The following is a 22,307-nucleotide window of genomic DNA, read 5'->3' as shown; positions in this document are numbered from 1 at the left end:
AGGTCGAGCGATTGTAGATCCCGGCCAGGAAGCTGATGCGCTAGTTAAAATAGCTACGCTTTTTCTTGCGGAACTGGGTGACTTGGAGGATCAGCAGAAACAGGAACAGCAGCAGGGTTTGCTGCGGCAGGCTCAGGCCGAACAGGGTCCACTGTATTTCGGCGCACTCGCCGGAACCCGACAGGATGATCGAGAAGGCCTGTTGCAGCGGGAAGTTTTCCAACAGGTAGTTGAGTCCGGGGCCGCACTCCGGGACTTGTTCGCCAGGCAGGCTTTGCAGCCAGATGTGGCGAAGGTTCAGTCCGATGCCGGCGAGGCTGAGCAGAATCCCCAACAGGGCGTAACATCGTTGTCCCAGCTGCCTGGGATTGTGCAGCCAAGCCAGCAGGAAGGTGGCGGCCAATGCCACGACCATCAGGCGTGACGCCATGCAGAGCGGGCAGGGTTCCAAACCCAAGCGTTGTTGAAGGTAGATGACGGCAAAAGCCAACGCGCCGATACAACTGATCAGCCCGAGAAAATTCAATCCCCGATAGCGGCTTAGGCTACTGTCATCAAGATAGGTCAACGCTTTATTCCGTCCGGTCGCAAACAGCTACTGTCATCTTTCAACTAATGCGGCGAATCCCTTGATAAATCAAATACTCACTGACGTCAATCCGTAGCGGGTGTGTCGCCTTGAAAATGAGTTATTTTCATCTTGTTTCGATGCTGTGGGGATGAACACTAATGCCGTACAATGGCCTTTGAGTGAAATTTTGCAGGAGAGTTCTGTTGGAACCGATCATTGTTTTTCTGCTGTGCGGGGTTTTTCCGATGAGCGCCGCCATCGCTGCCAGCAAGCTGATGAAGATGCCGGAAGAGGAGCGCCCGGCGTGGGTGCGTGAAGAAGCCAAACTGCAGCGTGTCGTGATGCTGGGTAATATTTTTGGACTGGTTCTGATCGCGGCGCTTTGGTACGGCTTCACCCGTCTGGAGTGGTGGATTCCGGTACTCTGCCTGGTCCTGACCTTCCCGGTCATCCATCTGCTGGTGATTGAACGCCTGTTCGGCCTGTCGAAGAGCTTTATGTTCAGCGGTGCCCTCTCCCTGGCCAGTCCGGTGCTGTTATGGCTGCACTGGTAAGCGCCTGGATCGAACAATCCCCGCCGTTGTTGCTGACGGGGTTGATTGCCATCTCCCTGCTGCTGGGGTGGTTGTTGGGTTGTCTTCCGCAGCGTATGCGTCGACTGAAACAGGTCGAGCAACAGCAGTTGTTGCAGCAGCAGATCGAGCAACAACTCAGCGAGCAGGCGCAGCAACTGCAGCAGCTGTCGGAACAGAATACCGCGTTGCAGGTGGAGCTCTCCGGTAGTCGCGAGCGGATTCAGGGTCTGCAGCGATTGGAAGCTGAGTTGACTCAGCGAGATCAGCAGCTGCAATCCCTGCGGCAGGAACACCTCGAACAGCAGACCCGATTGGGAGAGCTGCAGGCGCAGCTTCAGGCCGAACAACGCCACCATGTGGATAAATTGGCGATGCTGGAGCAGTCCGGCGAGAAAATGGTGCAGCAGTTCCGGGCGCTGGGGCAACAGATCTTTGAAGACAACAGTCGTAAATTCGGCTCCCAACAGCAGGAGAAGATTCAGCATCTGCTGCAGCCGCTACGGGATCAACTGGGCGACTTCCGTCGCCGGGTTGACGATGTCTATGATAAGGAAGCCAGGGATCGTCAGGGGCTGGCAGAGCAGATCAATCAGCTTAAGCAGCTGAATCTGCAGATGAGCGAAGACGCGGTTAATCTCACCAATGCGCTGAAGGGCGAGAACAAGACCCAGGGTAACTGGGGCGAATTGGTGCTGGAGCGAGTTCTTGAAGAGTCGGGTTTGCGTCGCGGTTACGAGTATGAGCTGCAGTTTAGTACCCAGAATGAAGAGGGGCGGAGACTGCAGCCGGATGTCATTATTCACCTACCGGACCGCAAAGATATTGTGGTCGATTCCAAAGTCTCCCTGATCGCCTATGAGCGCTACTGCTCCAGTGATGACGAGGCTGAGCGTGAAGCGGCGTTGCGTGAACACCTGTTGTCGGTCAAACGGCATATCAAAGGCCTCAGTGATAAGGGTTACGAATCCTTGAAAGGGGTGCGTTCGCTCGACTTTGTGTTGCTGTTTATCCCGGTGGAGGCAGCTTTTCTCACCGCCATCGAGCAGGATCGTTCGCTGTTTGGCGACGCCTTTGAGCGCAATATTCTGCTGGTCAGTCCGTCAACGCTGCTGGTTACGCTGCGCACGATCAATAATATCTGGCGTTATGAAAAGCAAAATGCCAATGCCCAGGAAATTGCCAAACGCGGTGGTGAACTTTATGACAAGTTTGTCGGATTCGTGGCCGCCATGGAGGATGTGGGTAAATACATTGATCAAAGCCGTCGCTCTTATGAGACGGCAATGGGGCGCTTGTCTACCGGTAAAGGAAATCTGGTCAATCGTGCCACCGCATTGAAAAAACTGGGTGTACGAGCCAAAAAAGATTTACCCGAAGCTTTGGTCGAGGGTAGTGATTCTGACATTAAGCCGACGATTACCGCTCCTGATGCGGTAGAAGAGAACGACTTAACCCTGATAAAGCCTTGAGGAAATTGGTTTGGAAACGGTTATCGGGGATCCGGAAATTCTGCTCGAATTAGCCAAACAGCGAATGCCGTTTGGTAAGTATAAAGGTTGCTTGCTGATCGATTTACCCGAGCCCTATGTGGTCTGGTTTGCTCAAAAAGGATTTCCTCAGGGGCGTTTAGGGCAACAGCTGAGCCTGCTCCATGAAATTAAAGTCAATGGTTTGGAATATCTGGTCAGGAGCTGCTCGCAAGAAGTGAGGTCTTGACCTGCTGTCCGAGAACACCATGATTCAGAAATGTGTCATGCAGCTTAGGGATTAGCGCTAATTGCCGGCCAATCACCACAACCGCTAAATCAGGGATGATTTATCCACAGGCGTATTTAATCCACAGCAGGATCCGGCTGGGCATTTGTATAAAGCCGGAGGACCTCAATTCTAAGAAAAAGATCAGTATTTTCGGTGGAATCGCATCAAATTCGCCTAATGGATGATGAGCTTACTGAGTTGTGGCTTGCTGTTTTCATCAACACAGCTGTGTATAATCATTGACACATAACAAACGGCGGGTCCGGACGAGGCCCCCGAAGCTGAACGCCTCCGGGTGTATAGGAATAAGCGATGAGTATTGATGTTGGCGCCCGACTAAAAGAGGTTCGAACCCAAAAAAAGTTATCCCAGCGCGAGCTGGCTAAGCGAGCGGGCGTAACCAACAGTACGATTTCTCTGATCGAACAGAATCGAGTCAGCCCATCGGTCAGTTCATTAAAAAAGGTTCTCGATGGCTTGCCGATGCAACTGCAGGAGTTTTTTTCTCTGGATGTACCGGAGAAAAAGCAGGTCTTTTATCCGGCTGGAGAAATGCCCGATTTAGGTCACGGCGAAATCAGTCTTTGCCTCGTTGGCCATAATCACCCCAATAGAACACTCTCTCTTCTACATGAAACCTATCCGCCTAATTCTGATACCGGCTCAGAAATGCTGACCCATGACGGGCAGGAAGGCGGTGTTATTGTCCAGGGTGAAATTGAACTGACCGTAGACGGGGAGATCCGCGTATTATCTCCGGGAGATGGCTATTTCTTCGATAGTAATTTGCCGCACCGTTTCCGCAACATCGGCGATGTGGATTGTGTAATCGTCAGCGCAAATAACCCACCGTCGCTATAACAAGCACAGTTGTTGGTTGTTTTTTAATCAGGGCGCCTTCGGGCGCCTTTTTTATTTACGGCTGCCCGGCAAAAAAAGGATGAAAAAAAGTGCCGCTTTAGGGTCAAGGGCGGCAAAAAATTGCCGATAGCGATAATAATGAAATTTACCGCCAATAAAGATTGACGGTTAAATAAAGGTTTATAAAATAGCGCGCCGCTGCTAAAAGTTGGAAAGATAATTGCATTTGACTTAGCTAGCGTGAGTTATTTAGTTCGGCTTAACTGATTACCAGATTCAAGACTGTCCATGCTCGATATAGATAAATCGATGATCGTCGCCCTTGAGATCGGCACCTCCAAGGTGGTGGCGCTGGTGGGAGAAGTGGGCCCGGACGGCACGATCGAAGTGGTCGGAATCGGTTCGCACCCATCCCGGGGTCTGAAGAAAGGGGTGGTGGTCAATATCGAGTCGACCGTGCATTCGATCCAACGGGCGGTGGAAGAGGCCGAGCTGATGGCCGGCTGCAAGATCCACTCGGTCACGGTCGGTATTGCCGGCAGCCACATCAGTTCGATGAACTCCCACGGCATCGTCGCGATCCGCGACGGCGAAGTGGTTGAGCAGGACCTGGATCGCGTGATCGATGCGGCCCGGGCGGTGGCGATTCCGGCAGACCAGAAAATCCTGCATATCCTGCCGCAGGAATACGTGATCGATAACGAAGAGGGGATCAAGGAACCGCTGGGGATGTCCGGTATCCGCCTCGAAGCCAAGGTCCATCTGGTCACCGGCGCGGTCAACGCGGCCCAGAACATCGAGAAGTGCGTTCAGCGTTGCGGCCTGGAGGTCGACAACATGGTGCTCGAGCAGGTTGCCTCGAGCTACGCGGTACTGACCGAGGACGAGAAAGAGCTCGGTGTCTGCATGGTCGATATCGGCGGCGGCACCACCGACATTGCGATCTTCACCGGCGGCGCGATCCGCCATACCGCGGTGATCCCGATCGCCGGCGATCAGGTCACCAGCGACATCGCCATGGCGCTGCGGACACCGACGCCGCATGCCGAAGATTTGAAGATCAAATACGCCTGCGCGCTGGCGCAGCTGGCCAGTGCCGACGAAGTGGTCAAGGTGCCGAGCATCGGTGATCGTCCGCCGCGGGATCTGAGCTGCCAAGCCCTGGCCGAGGTGGTCGAGCCCCGCTACGACGAGCTGTTCTCGCTGGTCCAGGCCGAACTGCGCCGCAGCGGTTTCGAAGACCTGGTGGCAGCCGGCATCGTATTGACCGGCGGTACCGCGCGGATGGAAGGGGCGGTGGAGCTGGCTGAGGAAATTTTCCATATGCCTGTCAGATTGGCCAAGCCGCAGGGCGTGGTGGGGTTGGAAGACATTCTGCACAGCTCGATTTACGCCACCGGCGTGGGACTGCTGCAGTACGCGGAGAAGGAATTGCCGGCCAATGCGGGTTCGGCGATGGACGGTCGGCGCATGCCGGGTATCGATCCGCAACTGGCCAACCGGCGCAACATGCTCAGCCGGATGAAAGGTTGGTTCCAGAATAATTTTTAGCGGCTAAAAGTCGCACCAAAAGCACCCGTACGAGGTGCGATAAAGAAAAAACTATAAGGCCAGGAAGGCCAAATCGTATTACTTAAGTTAAGAATCAGTTTTAAGGGGAGAAGACAATGTTTGAACTGGTAGATCACGTACCACAGAACGCCGTAATCAAAGTGATCGGCGTCGGTGGTGGCGGTGGCAATGCGGTTCAGCACATGCTGACCAGCGAGATTGAGGGTGTCGATTTTATCTGTGCCAACACCGATGCCCAGGCGCTACAGAACCTGACCGAAGCCAGCGTGCTGCATATCGGCGGTGAGCTGACCAAAGGGCTCGGTGCCGGTGCCAATCCGGAAATTGGCCGTCAGGCGGCTATCGAAGACCGTGACCGGATCGCCGAAATGTTGCATGGCGCGGATATGGTGTTTATCACCGCCGGCATGGGTGGCGGTACCGGAACCGGTGGCGCGCCGATCGTGGCGGAGATCGCCAAAGAACTGGGTATCCTGACCGTTGCCGTGGTGACCAAGCCGTTCCCGTTTGAAGGTCGCCGCCGGATGGGCGTGGCCGATGAGGGACTGAAAGCGCTGGCCGAAAGCGTTGACTCGCTGATCACCATTCCGAATGAAAAGCTGCTGAAGGTGATGGGCCCCAGCGCCAAGCTGACCGACGCCTTCAAAGAAGCCAATGGTGTACTGCAAGGCGCCGTTCAGGGTATCGCCGATCTGATCATCCGTCCGGGCATGATCAACGTCGACTTTGCCGACGTGAAGACCGTGATGTCCGAGATGGGCATGGCGATGATGGGCACCGGTTTCGCTACCGGCCCCGACCGTGCCCGCGAAGCCGCCGAAGCGGCAATCCGCTGTCCGCTGTTGGAAGATATCAACCTGCAGGGCGCGCGCGGCATTCTGGTTAATATCACCGCCGGTCTGGACCTGAGTCTGGGTGAATTCAGCGAGGTGGGTGACACCATCGAAGAGTTTGCCTCCGACAACGCCACCGTGGTGGTCGGTACCGTAATCGATCCGGAAATGACCGAAGAACTACGTGTCACCGTGGTTGCGACCGGTTTGGGGAATCGCGAAGCCACGCCGATGCAGGTGGTTTCGAGCAAGGCCAAGGCCACCAAGAGTGACGGCACGCTGGATTTCAATCAGCTTGAGCTGCCTACCGTTAACCGTGAGAAGGGCCGGGTTGCCCGTACGGTTGCCGATAAGTCGCAGTCTCAGCCGCAATCCAAACCGATGCCTACGCAGATGGAGCTGGGTAAAACCGGCACCGACGACGATCTGGAGTATCTGGATATTCCAGCCTTCCTGCGTCGCCAAGCTGATTGATTCGGTAGGTTTTTTAAGCCCGGGGGCTACCTTCTTCCCAGTCCCTGGGCTTTTTTTGTTCAATTTTTGCGGTGATCCCAACCGCTAAAGAAAAAGTTGTAAAAAAACCTGCTGAATCGTTGCTTGGGGTTTGCCTTTTTCGGGGCATTCATTTAAATTACGCGCTCCTCGAAAACGAGGACAACGTCGAGGTTTACGGCGACGTTAAACATCCACTGCGATGAACGTAAACGACAAAACGGTGAGGTGTCCGAGTGGTCGAAGGAGCACGCCTGGAAAGTGTGTATATCGAAAGGTATCGAGGGTTCGAATCCCTCCCTCACCGCCACTTCTTTTCCCAAGTTAAACAGTAAGTTAGAAACATAAGCGGTTGTTTTTTGAGCCGTGGGGAACGTTTCAGGGAATGATTTGGGAATATCAGCCCCTTAGAACAGGGGCCGATTGTGTGCTACAGGTCGAATATTTGCTCGATGCGGGTATAGATATCGGCACCATCCTGTCTGATCCATTTTCCGTAAGTCTTCTGAATCATTTCGGTGGTTGTGTGCCCGACGTGTTGGGCTATCCAGTGAAGTGGAATTTCACCGGTTGATAGCATCTGGCTGATGAAAGTGTGGCGGCACTGGTTGGGGCCACGGTAGCGGACGCCTGCTCTCTTGAGGTGGACTTTCCAGAACCTTTCCCGGATCGCCTGATCACCATACAGAGGCTTATTCGCTCTCGATGCCCTAAATACTGGGCGGATCTTTACTGATCGAACAGTTCGATTATCTCGCTGCTTAACCTCCACCTCGATCGGGGGTAGGTGTCCGGTCACGCTGTACTGTTCCAGTAGCGCCTCGTGGGCCGGCTTCAGAAGTTTGTGTGCTCGTGTACTCCGTTTCGTTTTAGTTATCTTGAACCGGTTGCGTACCTGGGCGCGCTGGAATCTGACCAGGCCTTTTTCCAGGCTGATCACATCTTCCCAGGCCAAGGCCATTGCCTCGCTAAGTCGCGGTCCGTCCCATAGCATGAACTTGATTAGGTTTAGCTCTTGCACCCGCTTGGTTGGGGTGCTCAGTATCTTGTTGATCTCATCCAGAGTGAACGGGTCCGGATCTTCTGCATCGGGCAATCGAATGGTTATCCCATCAGTGGGATTGAATGCTGTCTTGTTGCGAGTGCTGTAGAGCACAAACACCTGGCGTAGAATGCTCACGATCTCTTTAATGGTTTTGCTGTGCAGCTTCTTCAGATCATTTCTTATCCACTCCTGCAGATCCAGGTGATCGATATCCTTAATTTGCATCGCGCCCCATTTCGGACGGATGTGGTTTCGCGCCTTCGATTCAATACCCCGATAGCTACTGAAGGCCAGTTCGTTTTCTTTGATGGCCAGCAGCAGATCCAGGTAATGGCCAAGGGTTGAATTGAGTACTCGGGGAGAGTCAGGGAAGTGGCGAGAGTAGTCAAAGCATTCGCTGTCTATCTCGTAGCGGATGATCTTAGCTAGGCGCTTTGCCTGTTCAATATTTTTCGTCGTTGTCGGGCCGATCGTTTCGCGGCACAGCTCTCCTTCCCAGTAGAAGTAGACCCGAACCGTTTTTTTTCGGACTTCATATCCGTCTGGCATTTTGCACTCCTTTCAATGCCGTTATAACAGGTCGATAAGCGGGACCGCTTAGCGGCCCGCTATCTATGGGTTCAACGGCCTATTGATCGCTCAACAATCGAAAAGATCAGCTCGGCATTTTCCCGCCACTTCTCCGGCGTATTGTTGTGCCCTGCCGCGTGACCCGCGATCACCTCTGTAATCTCATTCAAGGCTTGCCGCCGGGCCGTTGAACAAGCCGGTGAAGCGGACGACTCTTCTCCTCTCACACCTTCCCAGTAGCATGGGGTGCAAATATCCTCGTAGCTCCCGTGCCTTTTACTATTTTTCATCGCCGCTTACCTCCACCGTTACCCCCATTTCGCCAGTGCGCCGAATGTCAGTGCCAGCCCAAGTGTCGACATCAACAGCGTGATCGCTATGGGTCGGAAGCTCTGCAGTGGCTGGTCCGGTTCATCAAATCGTTTCATCGGTCGCCTCCAGGTATTGATCGATGTTTTGTTGGATCACCTCGAACACCACCACCCAGCACCAGTCCTGGTCCGGGTATAGGACGTTCCATAGTTGGCGGTAGCTATCGCAGGCTCGGGCGGCGTGGAAGAAACGGCCATCTTCCAGGTGCCAGCCCTGCAGGTCGTCATCCAGCTGGATACCCTCTTGTTTGGCATCTTCTGTGCTGATTTCGCTGGCCCGTTCGATTCGGACTTCGCCGATCCGTAGGGTTAGCCGCGATGCTTGGCGGGGCATATGGATGCTCGGTTTCCAGCGCATGGTTTTGCCGTCATTGCGCGCCATATTGGCCGCGTAGAGATAGCGGACGTGCTCGCCGCTGAAGGTATCCACCACCTCGTTGAATGTTTCCCGCACATACAACAGGTGGCCCTGGTAACCGAACGGGCTAAGGCCATTTTCAGCCGCGGCGACAAATCCGGGCGTAAAGCCCGACACGGTCAACCACTGCAGCGCCGTCCCGGTCACTGGCCTCCTTGTCTGGGTCTTTCGACCCATCAGCAGCGCACGGATCATTTCGGCGTTGAACAGAATGGGCTTGCCAGACATCACGCAGCCCCCCGTTCATCACCAGTAAAATCAGCCTCGGTAATCACTTGGCCTTTCAGTACCTCCTGCATCACATGGGTGGTTCGGTAGTGGCGCATATTGGCGTCATCGAACATGGATTCGATCATCGCCAGGTAGTGATCATCGGCGTCGGGGAGTCGGCAGTAAGCGACCATTTCCGACGGGCGGATATAGGTTTTTCCGTAGTCATCCACGAATTCCATTTTCACCGTGATACGCCACTTAAACGGGCGGTTGTGCAGCACTTGTCGCATCGCATTCCAAAACTTGTCCTTGGTCAGGCGCAGATCCATCACCGGGTTCAAGTGTGCGGCCCTGGACTCCAGTGGCTTATCGTGATCACCCAGCGGGTCGACCAGGGAAAACTGCAGGAAAAACCCGGGCACACACCGGTTGATAGATCGATCCACCGAAGAGGGTCGCTTAGTTCGACGTTTCTTAGACACGATCAATCCTCCGTCCTGCAGCCAACCCTTTGCGGATCAGCTGGTCCATCTGTTGGCCAAGCGTTGAGGCCTGGGCCCGGGTGGCGATACGTCCACCACCCGGGGCAACGAACAGGCCATCTCCATCCACGGGCAGGGTGGCCATACCGACAATCAGCGGCTGTTCGGTTCTGATCAGCTCGATCATGGCGTCACCTCCTGGTCGGCTTGTTCCACCAGGTGGAGCTGCAATTGCTGGTAGGCCTCATCGATCACGTGGGTCACCATCATCGGGTCGACCATACCGCTGTGCTGCAGGCGGGCCAGTTGGGCCCATATCCAGCCCACCAGGTTGAAGCCGGCCGGAACCTCGCCATATTCTTCCTGCAGGTTGGCCGCCAAGCGGTTGAACTGCTCAAGTTGGGCATCGCTCAGCGCGGCATAGGTTTCATCCAGGGTTGGGGTGTAAAAGCGCCAGTCAATCGGCTTCTGTTCCAGTGCCTGCTCGATGCGCTCACTCTGCTGGCGACGCCAGTCCATATCCTGTCCGCTCATGCCACTTGCTCCTCGCTATCGTTATCCCAGGCGCCCAACTCATCACCGGTCTGGTCGGCTTTGTCGATCAACTCTTCGGTCTGCACTTCCCAGTGGTGCAGCAACTGCATCAGTTCGCCGGCCTGGCCCATGGCTTCATGGACCAGGGCTTTATCCTTGAGGGCTTCGGCCCGATCGATCCGCAGATCCACCAACTGCTCGATGGCGTCCAGGTCACGGTCGATCTGGGTTTTGGCAGTGGTGAAAAGAGACTCCAGCCGCATCCCCAGGCTCTGCTGTAACCGGGCCAGGGATTGCAGATAGCTGTTGGCTTCTCGGCGGCCCTTCAGGATGGCATCGCTAATGGCAATCTCAGGCGTTTGCCCGAATCCCTGCGCCAGGCCTGTCACGCCATCTTTCAAGCTATCGATGGTCAAGGCAGCATGGAATCGGTACGCCTCCTGCTCGGTGTCGGTAAGTACTCCAGATTTCACCCCGTCGATCACAATGGTCTGGCGTTTGCTCCGGTTGATCAGATCCAACTCCGGCACCAGCTCAAAATTAAGCCCCTCGCCGTTCTCGTCGTTGGTGTAAACTTGCCCCTCGGGCCTTGTGGTTGTATTCATCGTTTCACTCTCCAGTGTGGTGGTGCGGCCAGCCGGCAGAACCGTTTTGCCCAACAGACTGCCGGTGCCCGCTCGAATCACTCAGCGGTTCACGCTGAGCCGTTGGTTAACTTGAATCTCATGCACTGCTCTGAACTGGTCCGGATCAAACCGCCGGCCGTTTGCTGCATCTCCTGCGGCATCAGCGTCAGTTGGTCGATATCCATCAGGTGGCTGCGCAGGCTCAATTCACGCCCCAGCAGCGGCCTGATGCAGCTGGCCATCAACACCAGCAGGCGCTGTTGGTCTGGCGTCAGTAGCGGCAGCAACTGCACCAGGGACTGGTCCTTGGCCAGGCCGATCTGCTCCAGTGAGTCAGCCAGTCGGTAATCGTTTATTCGGATATCAAAAGCACCCAGGGCGCCGACACCCAGTTGGCGGATGCCCTGTTTCCAGTACTCCAAAAAACTGGCGTCGGCCTGCATCGGAATGGTGGTTGCCTTCATCGTTTCGCTCTCCAGTTAGCGGGATTCGAAGATCCAGCACTTAACGGTTTTCCCCAGCAGCTGGCTGTGGACGGGGTGGTTGGAATCTTTGAATTTGCGGCTCTTGGAGCCCTTCAAGAATCGCTTCAGTTCACGCGGGTCTGGGGTGCGCAACTTCATGTCTGCACAGACTTTCTCGAACTGCTTCAGGTTGATGGCGATCTTCTGATCATCCAGGCCGTAGTGGTTCAGCATGTTCTCGGAGCACGACATCTGGATATACTCGTAGGCCTCCCAGAACTCGGTCACGATCGGGTGGTCCTTGTTCAGCGATCGCTGGCGCTCGGCCGCCATCGCTTCCACGCTCTGGCGGGCTGCGTCCACCTGTTGGCCGCTGATCAGTTTCAGGCCGTCATCACCCAGGCAGTCCACCAACGCCATCAGCTGGCTGTGGCACTTGGCAATCCGCACCATCCGCACCTCGGGTTTTTGCATCAGCCCGGCCTCGTAGATCGGGCAGCGCTGTTCCAGGTGCGCCAGAATCTGCTTTTCGGCCCGGGTCGCCTGCAGGATGAAGCCAGACACCTGCTCCATCGGCACCCGCTCCAACCACTCGGCGTGGGCCTTGCTGTCGTTGGTCTGGGTTTCACGGGTCAGGAACAGATGCACAATCCGCGACATCATCGCTTCACCGGCATCCACCGGCGCGTTCTGGGCAATCACAAAGCTGCCGCGAAACGGCGGTTCATAGGTATCGTTGCCGCTGTTCTTCACCCCGCGTGATCGAACTGATCGGCCGTTGAAGGCGGTCTTCAACTCATCCCAGTCGAACTGCTTTTGCTTGGCGCTCTCCACCTCGCGGTCGGATTCAATCAGCACCACCGGCAAGTTCGATACCTGGGAGAAGTTACGGGCCCGGGCGGCCACCGTGGACTTGCTGGGGTCGAAGCCTTCGTAATCGGCACGGCCCACCAGCTTCCACAAAAACTCGATCAGGGTGGACTTACCGGCCCCGGCTTCGCCCACAATCTCCATAAACGGGTAAGACTTCTGCCGCGCGCGGATCTGCTCCGCAAACAGGCTGCCCAGCCAGAAAGCCAGGGCGATCACCCCATCGCTGCCAAACGCCCCAATCACCGAATGCACCCAGTTGGCGTTGTACTCGGCTAGGGTGGGGTTGATGGTCAGCTCCACCGAACTGCTCAGCGATTTCAGCGACAGCTTGCCAAACTCGAAATAGTCCTGGCTGTTGATGCCGTAACTGCGGCCACCCTTTACCGCCAGGTCGTTCCACACCCAGGCCTCGTGGTCCTTCGAATAGCCGATGTAATCGATGGTTTCGACCGTCTTAATATGGTTCATCTGCTGTTGCATGATCTGGTCCAGCTGCTTGCTGGTCCCCAACCACCAGGCGTTTTCGGCAATTGCTAGTAGACGGTTTTTGAACTCGCTGGAGCTGGCCAGTTGCTTGGCCGTAAAGGTCGTTTTGCGGGTGCGGCCGTTGGGCAGCTCCACCGCAAAGTAGTACCAGCTCTCATCGGTGATGCTGTTGGCTTGGTAGTACAGCGGGCGGGGCATCGCGGTGCAGATCCGGGTTACCGTGCCGGCACTCTGCAGCAACTGGTCGCGCTGCTCGGGGCTCAGGTTCTCGGCGCTGCCGTCGGCCACCCGGTTCACCTCGCGGTCGTAGGCCTCGATATCCAGCTTCCACCAGAACAGGTTGTTGTCGAATTCAAACCAAAAGGTGCGGCGTGTGCGGTGGTGATACATCAACAGTGCTTTCTCGCCGGCCGTTTCAGCCAGCAGCAGTTCACCGTGGTAGCGGTACTGCTCAACGTGCCAGTCGGTCAGCTCACCGCGTTGGTACAGGTCGTTCCAATCGAAGCGGCGACCCTTCACCGTCGGGCACTGCATCGCCGTGGCTTGCCAGCCGGCTTTGCGGGCGGCGTTGACATGCTTGAGGGTGTATTTTCTGCCGGCACGATCGCCATCCAGCCCCCAGATCAGGGTAGGGCGTTTGCCCTGGGCGCAATGCTTGGCCAGCTCGGCCAGAAACTTATCGATGTAGTTGCTGCAGCTGATCGACGACACCGCCGCATAACCGGCATGCAGCAGCGCGATCGCATCAAAGATACCCTCGGTGATGTGGATCTCGTTCTGCTGCGCCAGATCGGCATAGCTGAACATCGGCGGAATCCACACCAACCCCTTGTACTCACCAAAAGCCCGGCCCTTCTGCTTGCCGAAGCGCTGCGGCTTATCCAGAAACCGTTCCCAGTAGCTGTTCGGGTTGGGGAGTTTGAATCGCACCGTGGTGGTGCCTTCGTTGGTTTCGTGGTTCTGGAAATACTCCTGGCTATACCAGCCCCGTATCCGCATCAGATCAAAGCCACGGCCATCGCGCAGATAACCATCGGCCACCGCCGTCGGGTTGGCCGGTTCGCCCTGCTTGGGGCTGTAGCGCTCGGTCCAGGTGTTGAAAAAGTCGGGGAACAGATCCTTCACATGGTGCTGGTCGCCGCACTTATTCTCGCGGCCGCACTTCACCATCCAGGGCGCGTCAGTCTCAACAAAGGCCTCACGCTTGTGGCAGCTCGGGCACTCAATCTTCTGCAGATAGGTGCCGCGCTCCTGCGCCTTAAAGTCGCGCTTGAGGGTGTCCAGGATGTCAGATCGTAACTTCGGGTCCATCGTCGCAACGGCTCCGCTCAAGCGCTTTGTTGGTCATCCAGCAGATCGTCGAAATCCATCTGCTGTTCGTTGTTGTCGTGCTGGGCCATGCGGCGAATCGCCGCCGGTGCCATCGGCAGATTAATGTCCGGGTTGGGCGTTGCCGGCGGGCTGATCTCATGGGTGATTTCCGCCTGTCCGCGGAACGTGGCACCACAGGCCAGGTTCATGCACTGCAGAAAGGTAGAGCGAAGCAGCGGATGCATTGCCACGCTGTTGCGCACCCGGATCGGGCCCTGGCAGTGGGGACACTGCATTTTGTAGATCCCACTCATGACGGCCCCCGCTATTCGCTGAACTGGGCGGCACAGGTCACCGCGCCATAGCTGGACTGCTGCAACCGATACAGCGCGAACTGCATCCGGCGCAGCTCGTCAGGGTCGACCTTGCCATCGGCCAGTGCCGCCTGGATCTCGCCGGCCAGTTCACCGGTGCGCTTCACCAGCTCGGTGACGTTATCCAGCATCGCCATATCCCCGGCCGCCCCGGCAAAGTCATCGCCCCACAGCCAGACCACGTTCAGCGGCTGGCAAATGGCATCCAGAATGCGCGGGTCGCGGGTTTCCAACAGGATCTGCTCGATATCCAGATCGGTGATCCGTTGCGACTTATTCGACGAAGGGCACAGCTTGTTCTGCAGGGTGCTGGCACTTTCGCCAAACACCGCGGCGATCTTGGGCACACCACCGTAATCACGGACGGCGTGGTAGCAGGCCAGGCCCAGCGGGAGAATCTGATTATCAGCGCGTGACATAGTGAACGATCCTTTTAATCACTGTGGGCAGCGCCAGTCCCGGTGAGGAAAATGGCCCTGCAGACTAGGCTTAGGGGGTAGCTGTGGCACCATCCATCAAGCCGCCATCAAGCATCAGCTCGCGGCTTTTGGCGGACAGGGATTTGTTGTCGGCAACGGCCAGATCTTCGAGCTGTTTGCGCTCAGCCTTGGTCAGGGCGACCAAAACGGGCTTGCCGTCGCATCCGTTGGGGGACCGCGTCACGCGGGCTTGATTGGAGTTAGCAGAAGCCATTGGGTAAAGTGCTCTTAATTGCCTTAGACAATTTAATATTCGTAGAAATAATACACCATGTCAATAGAAACGGTAGAAGATATACCCCAAAGAATTAGATCAGAGCTGAAGCGCTGCGGATATTCCATGGCTGCAGCGTCACGGGAGATGGGAGAAGCCAGCCCGCAGCGCCTAAAAGACGTGGTTTCTGGCCGTCAAAAGTGCCCAGCAGAGCTGGTTGGAAAAATGGCGCCGCTAGGGGTGGATATTTCCTACGTTTTGACTGGTGTAGAAAATCCACCATCGGCAAAGGTGGATAGCCCTGAAGCAGTTAAAGCGCTACGGCAGATCATCAGAGACTTGAACCGGATTATTCACGCGCAAAATCTTGACCTGGATAGTGATGCCCAGGCGCGGGTGATCAGCTCGGCCTATGCGGTGGTGCTGCGCTCGCAGCTGGAGCAGTTTATTGCAGACGAACAGTCAGAGGAGATCGATGCCGCTGTGACCAGCGCCTTATTTGCAGTGATTTGATCGAATCCGTCGGCTGTATTGTCGGGCGCGTTGTTTCCATTGCAGGTAGGCCCGGGCGAACTCTTCATCCGTGAGCCCAGCCGTGTCAAAGCTCAGCAGCTCCATGATCAGCCGGTGTGCTTCAGAGGTGGAAATTTGATCAGGTTATTGGCGGATACTGCTGCCGTCATGGTGCAAACCTCCTGTTTATTAAACATCCATGTGCCATTCCGTAGCAAAGACGCGACTATATAGCGTTTGTTTCACCCATGACATGTAGGGGCGTCTATTCTGACTCTGTTGCACCGTTGTGGGGCGTAAAGGGTCAGTTTGGCTGAACCCGGCTCAGACAATGGTAGTCTGATGGCCGTGGATATGAACAACCAGCGCGGCGAACGGCTACGGAGGGCCCGGCTAAAAAAGAGATTGCGACAACAGGACGTTGCCCAGCAACTTCACATGAGTGTCAGCACCTACAAGGCCTGGGAGAATGGCCGCGGGGAGCCCCGATCGCTAAGCGTGGCGGCCCGATTGTGTGATCTGCTCGATATCTCGCTGGACTACTACGTCACCGGCCGGGAGGCCAAAACAGATAAGGAGCTGCAACAGCTGCCCAAACCGGTCAGGGAGGCGATCAAAACCCTGATCAAGGAATACCAATAACGACAAGGAGAGGTCGATGATATTTGAATATCGTAATGCCAAAGATGAACTCAAACGCTACGAACTGAAAACCTGGCAAGAGTCCGGCCATTATATCAAGGGCACCTGTGTGCACGATGGCCGCTATCGAACCTTCCGTAAAGACCGGGTGAGTCAGTATCTATCAAAGCATGAAGTCCTCAACACGCCCAATCCGCCACCACCACCGCGAATCCGGGAAAAGCCCAATCAACTCGAAGTGTTGTTTACCGGCTTCCCCAAGGTCCAGCGCGCGGCGCTAGAGCAGAAAGCGACCGATGCCCAGATGTTGGTGCGTAAAACTGTATCCAAAAAACTGACTTTCCTGGTGGGCGGCCCCAATGCCGGACCGACCAAGTTGGAAAAGTCCCGGGCCCAGGGTGTTTATATTCTCAGCGAACCGCAGTTTCATCAGATGCTGGTGACTGGTGAGCTGCAGGATGAAGTCGACGTTATTTAATTATTTCTATCAATGTATAGATGAATAAATCATTTGAGAAAATATGGATGTTTAATGCCAAATATTATTGAGCCAAACAAGATTACAGTATCTCAACTTTTAATATATGCAGCATTTATATCCCTGGTATTATCAATACTAGGGATGCTAAGTCAGCATTTTTTATTGAGTCATTTTCAAATATCTTTGTCTGATTATGCAGACATTGATGATTTTATCGTTGCTTCAATTGGGGCCTTGTTCAGTGTGCTTGGCTTTGAATGGTATCATTTATTAGTAATTGCTATCGTACTAGCTTTCTTTTATGAGCTATGCAAGTCTCGGTTATGGATTGTTAGATTGAAAAATTATATTCCTTATTATGATACATCAGCAGTAGATACTGCAACTAAGATTGGTTTACCTGTAACGATGTTTGCATTTTTATCTTTAATATCGATTGTCTCTTCAGGGAAATCATATAATCAAATTATAAATGGTCAGTATTGTGAGGTCGATATTAAATTAAAGCATGATATGGGCGGTTTTATAAGGAGGTTTGGGGACGACGGTATTCTTTATAATATAACCGGCTTGAATTCGGCTTATTTTGTTTACGAGACAACCCCCGCATTAATTGAAGAAAATAAAAATTCGTTTGTCGTTCATGTGATTAAATCAGATAGCGTTGCGCAGTTGATATATGACTGTCGAGAACAGGGTCAGCAAGGAGGCTAATCATGTACATCACCACACTCGAACCCGGACAGGTACTGCTGATTGGTGATCAGATCCGGCTTAGTATCCATAGGCCGGATCCACGGCAGAAGAAAACCAAGATGGGGATCGATGCACCGAAATCAGTGATGGTTGAGCGGGAGGAAATTTTATACCAACATCCAGAATTAGGGACCATCGACTAGCCTTTTGAACTTAGTTGCCTGAGCTATGATCTCTGGCAAAATTTCATCGTCAGCATAAAGTGATTTTGCAATTTGAAATATAAAATAAGCCTGAAAATCATCAAAAGGAACATAATGTTTATTATTGATAAGGCTTATAAATAGTTCGCGATATAAAAATCTATAGTGATCGGAAAGCACAGTGTCCTTACTTATAGTTTTTAACTCTATAGATCGTAGCCCTATAGAGTTGATATTCTCAAGTACAGTGTGAGCAATATCGCGTATATGCATGCCATCAATATCTGTTAGCTCGTTATAATTTATTATGTCATCTTTCTTGAGCGAGAATATTAGGCGTGAAGTTATGGTCTTGTTATTTGACCTTAGACTAGAAAATCCTCGCATATTGAGACTTGGTGGTGAACCTTTTATAAATAATTTCTTAGCAAGTTGTATCTCGATTTCTTCACAGTTATTAGTAGCAATTCTAATATAGTCTTCTTTTACTACTTGGTGTTTCATTAGTATGGCCTGCATATTTTGTGCTTTAGCCATGTTTTTCATTTCTGTTCTAGTTAGAGCAAGTTCTTTCTGATTCAAGCGAAGGGTATTTAACAGTGCTAATAAACCCAGGAAAGCAAAAATAGGGTTTAATATCCCACCAAAGAAATCGCCAACTGTCCCCAGTGTTTCCAAGTAGCTTTTCTTATGGCTGGTAATTACTTCGCCCATCTCGGTGGTGGATTCCAGAATGGTGACCCCGAAGATGGTGACGACAACACCGACAGCTATCCAGGCCAGTGTTTTTGTCAGGTCTATAAACTGATCTAGCTTCAGTTGCTCAGAATCTGGGGTGTGGTCTGTTTGCGGGTTTTCTGGTGCGTCGTTGTCCATGTCACTATTCCCTGTTGATCAGCCCCTGACTTTATCTAGGCAGCAGGGATAGGACAAGAATCAGGCGCTACCGGCGGGCCGTGTCTCCATTTCCAACCTTGTTGTATAGCCTCCATTACCCAGACTATGCACCACCTGAGTCAGTAGCCAGTCGGTTTCATCGATCTGCGGTTTCCAGCCGCTTAGCTTGACCGGGGTTTCCGGGTAGATGGCCGGGTTGCCGGTGGCCAGGGTGAGGGTGAATTGCGCCCCCTGGCGCTGCAGCCGCTGCCATTCGGCCTTGGCTTCGTTGGTGGCTTGTTCGGCACTGGCAAACACCTGGCGCAGCAGCTTGGCCTTGCTGGCATCACCGACGGCTACGGTCTGCACCTGGGCGGTGGCGGTATCGTTCCAGCGGGCTTTGACGCCGGAGTACAGGCTGTCTCGATCTTCCAGGCTGTAGCTGTGCTGGTCGCCGTGCTGACGGCTAAGCGACAGGGTGGGGATGGGTTTACCGCTGATGCTGCGGCTTTGGCCGCGGGGCATCAGCAGCAGGTGGCCGGCTTTGACGCTGGCCAGGGCATCGTGCTGGTGGGCCAGCCGGGTCAAAAAACTGATATCGCTTTCGTTGGTCTGGTCGATGTGCTCGATCAGGGTGGGGCCGATCTCGTCGCTGATCAGCGGTTCCAGGCCGTTGCGCTTGGCCAGGGTGGTCAGAATCTCGGCCAGGGTGTTTTGGTCCCAGCCCTGTTCACGTTTTTGCTTCAGGCTGCCACGAAAGTCCGCCGATCGGGCGCGGATGGTCAGGGTATCCGGGGCGCCGTCGTGACTGATTTCATCGGCGGTAAAGGTGCCCTTATCCACCAGGTGGCCGTTGGCGTCGGCCAACCACAGCTGCAGGGTGGCCCCATTGGGTGGAATCGCCAGCTTGCCGTCGTGGTCATCCAGGGTGATATCCAGCTGATCGGCCTCGTTGCCACCGTTGTCGGTCAGGCTCAGTGAGATCAACCGGCCGTTGAGGGTTGGGGTGATGTTGCGGCCGTTAACCTTCAGCCGATAGCTGGGGATGCTGTGGCTGGGGTTGTCGCGGCTCATTGCAGCAGCTCCCGGGGATTGGTGATCAAGCCGACCCGATCGATCTGGTCATCATCCACCCGTTTGAGGCTCAGGTTAAACGAGATCCGCCGCGGTTCGCCGTTGGGATAGAACAGCGATTGTCCCTCGTTCAGGGCGGTCAGGATCCACAGGCCCAGTACTTCACCGTTGCCGGTCACCAGCGGGTAGGGGTTGCCCTTGTCGCCCATCATGCGCAATTCCTCCAGAGACAAGCGGCTGCCGGCCAGCTCCGGGGCGATCCAACCGGTTAGCGTCATGGTGTCGTCACCGAGGCCGGCGAACTGGTTGGCAGGGCGCTTTCCCACCCGGCTGCTGCTGGCGTGTCGCCACTGGGTTTGCCGTGATAGCTCCTGGTAGCAGGCGGAATCCAGGCCCCAGACAAACAGGCCAAGGGTCATCAGCATGGTGCTCTCCTATTGCTGGGGTTAGTCGTTATCTCGCAGGGAGGAGCGGCGCCGGGCCTGGGCGCCACGGGTGCGGCGGTCGAGCTCCTGGCCCACCAGTCTCGCCAGCGTCTGCTCGTCCATGCCCGGGGCGGCGTTGATCACAATCTGCCCCACCGATGGGCCGCCAGCCGCGGCCGCCTGGGGTGACTGCAACGGCTGGCGGGTGTCGATTGCCACCTGCTTGGCCGGGGTGCTGCTGTCGCCTCCGAACAGCCCACCAAACAAGCCCCGGACGTAGTTGGCCACTTTCAAAAAGCTGTCTTTGAGTCGCTTAAAGTGGTTTAGCACGCCGTCGATCAGGGCGTTGATAATGTCGCCGCCCACTTCGCTCATCCAGTCAACCGCACCACCAAACAGGGCCTTGATCTCGTCCCAGTAGCTGTAGATTGCCACCGCCAACGCCGCAACGCCGGCCACGGCCAAGGCGATTGGGTTGGCCATCAGCATCAACGATAAGCCTTTGACCACCGGAATCAGCTTCATCAGCAGCGGGCCAACAAACATCAGGCTTTTGATAAAGCCCCCCATAAAGATCACGGTACCGCCCAGGGCGATGCCAAGTGCACCCAGCACCGTGACAGTCACGCCTAGGATGGCTCCCCATTTGATCAGCATGGCAACGGTTTCCTGGTTCTCGGCTGCCCAGGTGCGCCAACCGCGGACCATCTCGGTGGTGTTCTGGATCAGCTCACGGATCGGGCCGTCGTTGGTGGTTTCGATCTGGATGCCCAGATCTTGCCAGACTGATGCCAGTGCGTTGAGGTCGCCGCGGGCATTGTCGCCCATCACATCGGCGGTTTTGGCCGCTTCGCCGTTGGCCTCGCGCAGGGATTTGATCAGAGTTTGCAGCTCACCGCTGCCGGCCTGTTTAACCAACACCGACAGCCCGCTGAATGCCTCCTCGCCAGCCAGCTGCTTGAAGATCTCGGCCCGCTGGGTATCGCCCATCGCTTCGGTGGCCTGGTGCAACTCTTCCAGCATGTCGGCCATCGGGCGCAGGTTGCCGTTGGCATCCTTGGTAGCAATGCTCAGCTCGGCCAGCATCTGAGCCGATTGTTTGGTGGGGGCGGCCAGACGGGAGTAGATGGCCCGCAATGCGGTACCGGCCTGGCTACCCTGAATACCTTCGTCGCCCAGCTTACCGGCCATGGCGGCCACCTCTTCCAGGTCGCTACCCAACCCCGACGCCACCGGGGCCACATAGGACATGGTGTCACCCAGCATCTGCAGGTTGGTGTTGGAACGGGTAAAGGTGCCGGTGAGAATGTCACCCACGCGGCCCATCTGGTCTGCCTGCAGGTTAAAGCCCGACAGGATATTGGAGCCCAGATCGGCGGTGGTGGCGATATCCTGGCCCGCCGCCTTGGCCAGATCGAGCATGCCCGGCATCGCTGCTTTGATCGCCTGGGGTGTAAAGCCCGCCATCGCCAGAAATCCCTGGCCGCCGGCGGCATCGGTGGCGGTAAAGCTGGTATTGGCACCCAGATCCCGGGCCTGATCACGCAGCGCCTGCATGGCCGGGTCGTCCTTGCCCATCCGGGTCAGTGCCTGTACCCGGCTCATCGATGCGTCAAACTCGATACCGGGCATGACTGCACCCGCCATCCCCGACAGCATCCGTTGACCGGCAAACACACCCGCAGCCCCGTGGGCACCGGCAATCATGCCGCCGTTGCGGGCGCGGTCCAGATTGCCCTTGAGTTGGGCCAGGCGCTTCTGTTTGTTGGCCAGTTCGGTGAGGTGGCGTTTCTGTTTCTCCAGCGACTCGCTGGCCTGCTGGGTGCGCCTGTCCAGCTGTTTCTGGTAGTCGGCCAGCTTGCGAGTGCTCACGCCGGCCTGCTCCAGCTTGGCGCGCGAATCCTTCAAGGTCTTCAGATAGCCGATCTGTTTGCTTTTCAGCTGCTCCACCCGACGGGCCGCGCGTTCATGTTCACGGGTGAGTTTCTTGGTGGGGTTTTCGGTGGCTTCCAACTGCCGCTTCAAGCGCTTGCTGACTTCGGTGGCCTGGGCAAACTCGCTGCGGTTCTGTTTGGTGGCACGTTGCAGCTCCCGGAAACTGGACACATCCTTTTGCTGGCGCTGCAGCTGCTTGAGTTGGTCACGAGTCTGCTTGAGGGTGTCGGCGGTCGCACCGGCGGATTTGTCCACCTTGCGCAGCGGGGCGCTGGCCTTCTCGACGATATCCAGGATCAGCTGCAGGCGTAGATCACGACTCATGACTGCACCTCCTGCA

At 55.5% G+C, this 22,307-nt stretch carries 27 protein-coding genes and 1 tRNA gene; 12 read left to right on the top strand and 16 right to left on the bottom strand.

Translation table 11 applies throughout. The annotated features are described in order from the left end of the window. Positions 1-40 precede the first annotated feature (40 nt). Positions 41-568 carry a disulfide bond formation protein B gene (locus ACO05M_RS16250; RefSeq protein WP_421865239.1) on the bottom strand — a complete coding sequence of 176 codons (528 nt, stop codon included), beginning with the start codon at positions 566-568 and terminating at the stop codon, positions 41-43. Positions 569-774: 206 nt separating this feature from the next. On the opposite strand from ACO05M_RS16250, the gene ACO05M_RS16245 reads away from it, so the two are divergent. The 7 genes from ACO05M_RS16245 to ACO05M_RS16215 all read left to right on the top strand — a co-directional run bounded on the left by ACO05M_RS16245 (position 775) and on the right by ACO05M_RS16215 (position 6,972). Further along, positions 775-1,125 carry a hypothetical protein gene (locus tag ACO05M_RS16245; protein ID WP_421865236.1) on the top strand — a complete coding sequence of 117 codons (351 nt, stop codon included), beginning with the start codon at positions 775-777 and terminating at the stop codon, positions 1,123-1,125. Next, positions 1,110-2,615, top strand: coding sequence for a DNA recombination protein RmuC (rmuC, locus tag ACO05M_RS16240; protein ID WP_421865233.1), 1,506 nt, complete (start codon positions 1,110-1,112; stop codon positions 2,613-2,615). Before ACO05M_RS16245 ends, rmuC begins: the two co-directional genes overlap by 16 nt. 10 nt (positions 2,616-2,625) lie before the next feature. Then, complete coding sequence (locus ACO05M_RS16235; protein ID WP_421865230.1) at positions 2,626-2,862, top strand: DUF3820 family protein; 237 nt, start codon at positions 2,626-2,628, stop codon at positions 2,860-2,862. A 360-nt stretch (positions 2,863-3,222) separates the two neighbouring features. Then, on the top strand, positions 3,223-3,765 hold the full coding sequence (locus ACO05M_RS16230; protein WP_421870769.1) for a cupin domain-containing protein: 543 nt from the start codon (positions 3,223-3,225) through the stop codon (positions 3,763-3,765). A 288-nt stretch (positions 3,766-4,053) separates the two neighbouring features. Further along, on the top strand, positions 4,054-5,316 hold the full coding sequence (ftsA, locus tag ACO05M_RS16225; protein ID WP_421865226.1) for a cell division protein FtsA: 1,263 nt from the start codon (positions 4,054-4,056) through the stop codon (positions 5,314-5,316). Positions 5,317-5,432: 116 nt separating this feature from the next. After that, on the top strand, positions 5,433-6,644 hold the full coding sequence (gene ftsZ / locus ACO05M_RS16220; RefSeq protein WP_421865223.1) for a cell division protein FtsZ: 1,212 nt from the start codon (positions 5,433-5,435) through the stop codon (positions 6,642-6,644). Between the two features lie 240 nt (positions 6,645-6,884). After that, positions 6,885-6,972, top strand: a tRNA-Ser gene (locus ACO05M_RS16215). Positions 6,973-7,092: 120 nt separating this feature from the next. On the opposite strand, the gene ACO05M_RS16210 is transcribed toward ACO05M_RS16215, so the two are convergent. The 11 genes from ACO05M_RS16210 to ACO05M_RS16160 all read right to left on the bottom strand — a co-directional run bounded on the left by ACO05M_RS16210 (position 7,093) and on the right by ACO05M_RS16160 (position 15,122). Further along, positions 7,093-8,256 (bottom strand): tyrosine-type recombinase/integrase, encoded by a 1,164-nt coding sequence (locus ACO05M_RS16210; protein ID WP_421865220.1) that lies wholly within the window; start codon positions 8,254-8,256, stop codon positions 7,093-7,095. A gap of 435 nt (positions 8,257-8,691) precedes the next feature. Continuing rightward, the gene (locus tag ACO05M_RS16205) at positions 8,692-9,294 is read right to left on the bottom strand and encodes a hypothetical protein (protein WP_421865217.1); all 603 of its coding nucleotides are present in this window, start codon (positions 9,292-9,294) and stop codon (positions 8,692-8,694) included. After that, complete coding sequence (locus ACO05M_RS16200) at positions 9,294-9,725, bottom strand: hypothetical protein (protein WP_421865214.1); 432 nt, start codon at positions 9,723-9,725, stop codon at positions 9,294-9,296. Before ACO05M_RS16200 ends, ACO05M_RS16205 begins: the two co-directional genes overlap by 1 nt. Before the next feature lie 28 nt (positions 9,726-9,753). Continuing rightward, on the bottom strand, positions 9,754-9,948 hold the full coding sequence (locus tag ACO05M_RS16195) for a hypothetical protein (protein WP_421865211.1): 195 nt from the start codon (positions 9,946-9,948) through the stop codon (positions 9,754-9,756). Continuing rightward, the gene (locus tag ACO05M_RS16190) at positions 9,945-10,295 is read right to left on the bottom strand and encodes a hypothetical protein (RefSeq protein WP_421865208.1); all 351 of its coding nucleotides are present in this window, start codon (positions 10,293-10,295) and stop codon (positions 9,945-9,947) included. Before ACO05M_RS16190 ends, ACO05M_RS16195 begins: the two co-directional genes overlap by 4 nt. Next, positions 10,292-10,900: a hypothetical protein gene (locus ACO05M_RS16185; RefSeq protein ID WP_421865205.1), complete on the bottom strand. Its 609-nt coding sequence runs from the start codon at positions 10,898-10,900 to the stop codon at positions 10,292-10,294. The genes ACO05M_RS16190 and ACO05M_RS16185 overlap by 4 nt, the downstream gene beginning before the upstream one ends. An 89-nt stretch (positions 10,901-10,989) precedes the next feature. Then, positions 10,990-11,385: a hypothetical protein gene (locus tag ACO05M_RS16180; protein ID WP_421865203.1), complete on the bottom strand. Its 396-nt coding sequence runs from the start codon at positions 11,383-11,385 to the stop codon at positions 10,990-10,992. Positions 11,386-11,400: 15 nt separating this feature from the next. Next, a complete protein-coding gene (locus tag ACO05M_RS16175; protein WP_421865200.1) occupies positions 11,401-14,055 on the bottom strand; it encodes a toprim domain-containing protein in 2,655 nt (884 codons plus the stop codon). Positions 14,056-14,072: 17 nt separating this feature from the next. Then, complete coding sequence (locus tag ACO05M_RS16170; RefSeq protein ID WP_421865197.1) at positions 14,073-14,369, bottom strand: ogr/Delta-like zinc finger family protein; 297 nt, start codon at positions 14,367-14,369, stop codon at positions 14,073-14,075. A gap of 11 nt (positions 14,370-14,380) precedes the next feature. Beyond that, on the bottom strand, positions 14,381-14,848 hold the full coding sequence (locus tag ACO05M_RS16165) for a phage regulatory CII family protein (protein WP_421865194.1): 468 nt from the start codon (positions 14,846-14,848) through the stop codon (positions 14,381-14,383). Between the two features lie 70 nt (positions 14,849-14,918). Beyond that, positions 14,919-15,122 carry a hypothetical protein gene (locus ACO05M_RS16160; RefSeq protein WP_421865191.1) on the bottom strand — a complete coding sequence of 68 codons (204 nt, stop codon included), beginning with the start codon at positions 15,120-15,122 and terminating at the stop codon, positions 14,919-14,921. A 126-nt stretch (positions 15,123-15,248) separates the two neighbouring features. Between ACO05M_RS16160 and ACO05M_RS16155 the strand changes: the two genes are divergently transcribed. From ACO05M_RS16155 to ACO05M_RS16135, 5 genes are all read left to right on the top strand, one after another. After that, positions 15,249-15,635, top strand: coding sequence for a hypothetical protein (locus ACO05M_RS16155; RefSeq protein WP_421865188.1), 387 nt, complete (start codon positions 15,249-15,251; stop codon positions 15,633-15,635). Positions 15,636-15,977: 342 nt separating this feature from the next. Further along, a complete protein-coding gene (locus tag ACO05M_RS16150) occupies positions 15,978-16,277 on the top strand; it encodes a helix-turn-helix domain-containing protein (RefSeq protein ID WP_421865185.1) in 300 nt (99 codons plus the stop codon). A 16-nt stretch (positions 16,278-16,293) separates the two neighbouring features. Next, positions 16,294-16,755 (top strand): BRCT domain-containing protein, encoded by a 462-nt coding sequence (locus ACO05M_RS16145; RefSeq protein WP_421865183.1) that lies wholly within the window; start codon positions 16,294-16,296, stop codon positions 16,753-16,755. Between the two features lie 54 nt (positions 16,756-16,809). Next, complete coding sequence (locus tag ACO05M_RS16140; RefSeq protein ID WP_421865180.1) at positions 16,810-17,472, top strand: hypothetical protein; 663 nt, start codon at positions 16,810-16,812, stop codon at positions 17,470-17,472. Between the two features lie 2 nt (positions 17,473-17,474). Then, positions 17,475-17,657, top strand: coding sequence for a carbon storage regulator (locus tag ACO05M_RS16135; protein WP_421865177.1), 183 nt, complete (start codon positions 17,475-17,477; stop codon positions 17,655-17,657). Here ACO05M_RS16135 and ACO05M_RS16130 read toward each other — a convergent pair. The 4 genes from ACO05M_RS16130 to ACO05M_RS16115 are packed head-to-tail and all read right to left on the bottom strand — an operon-like array spanning position 17,640 to position 22,291. Beyond that, complete coding sequence (locus tag ACO05M_RS16130; RefSeq protein WP_421865174.1) at positions 17,640-18,533, bottom strand: hypothetical protein; 894 nt, start codon at positions 18,531-18,533, stop codon at positions 17,640-17,642. The genes ACO05M_RS16135 and ACO05M_RS16130 overlap by 18 nt on opposite strands. A 60-nt stretch (positions 18,534-18,593) precedes the next feature. After that, positions 18,594-19,607 carry a phage late control D family protein gene (locus ACO05M_RS16125; RefSeq protein WP_421865171.1) on the bottom strand — a complete coding sequence of 338 codons (1,014 nt, stop codon included), beginning with the start codon at positions 19,605-19,607 and terminating at the stop codon, positions 18,594-18,596. Further along, positions 19,604-20,032, bottom strand: coding sequence for a phage tail protein (locus ACO05M_RS16120; protein WP_421865168.1), 429 nt, complete (start codon positions 20,030-20,032; stop codon positions 19,604-19,606). Before ACO05M_RS16120 ends, ACO05M_RS16125 begins: the two co-directional genes overlap by 4 nt. A gap of 21 nt (positions 20,033-20,053) precedes the next feature. Beyond that, on the bottom strand, positions 20,054-22,291 hold the full coding sequence (locus tag ACO05M_RS16115) for a phage tail tape measure protein (RefSeq protein WP_421865166.1): 2,238 nt from the start codon (positions 22,289-22,291) through the stop codon (positions 20,054-20,056). Positions 22,292-22,307: the final 16 nt, after the last annotated feature.

Origin of the sequence: Motiliproteus sp. (assembly GCF_965230735.1) — a bacterium.
Classification (GTDB): Bacteria; Pseudomonadota; Gammaproteobacteria; order Pseudomonadales; family Balneatricaceae; genus Motiliproteus.
The sequence above is the reverse complement of the archived record's forward strand: the minus strand, read 5'-3'. Positions and strand labels throughout refer to the sequence as shown.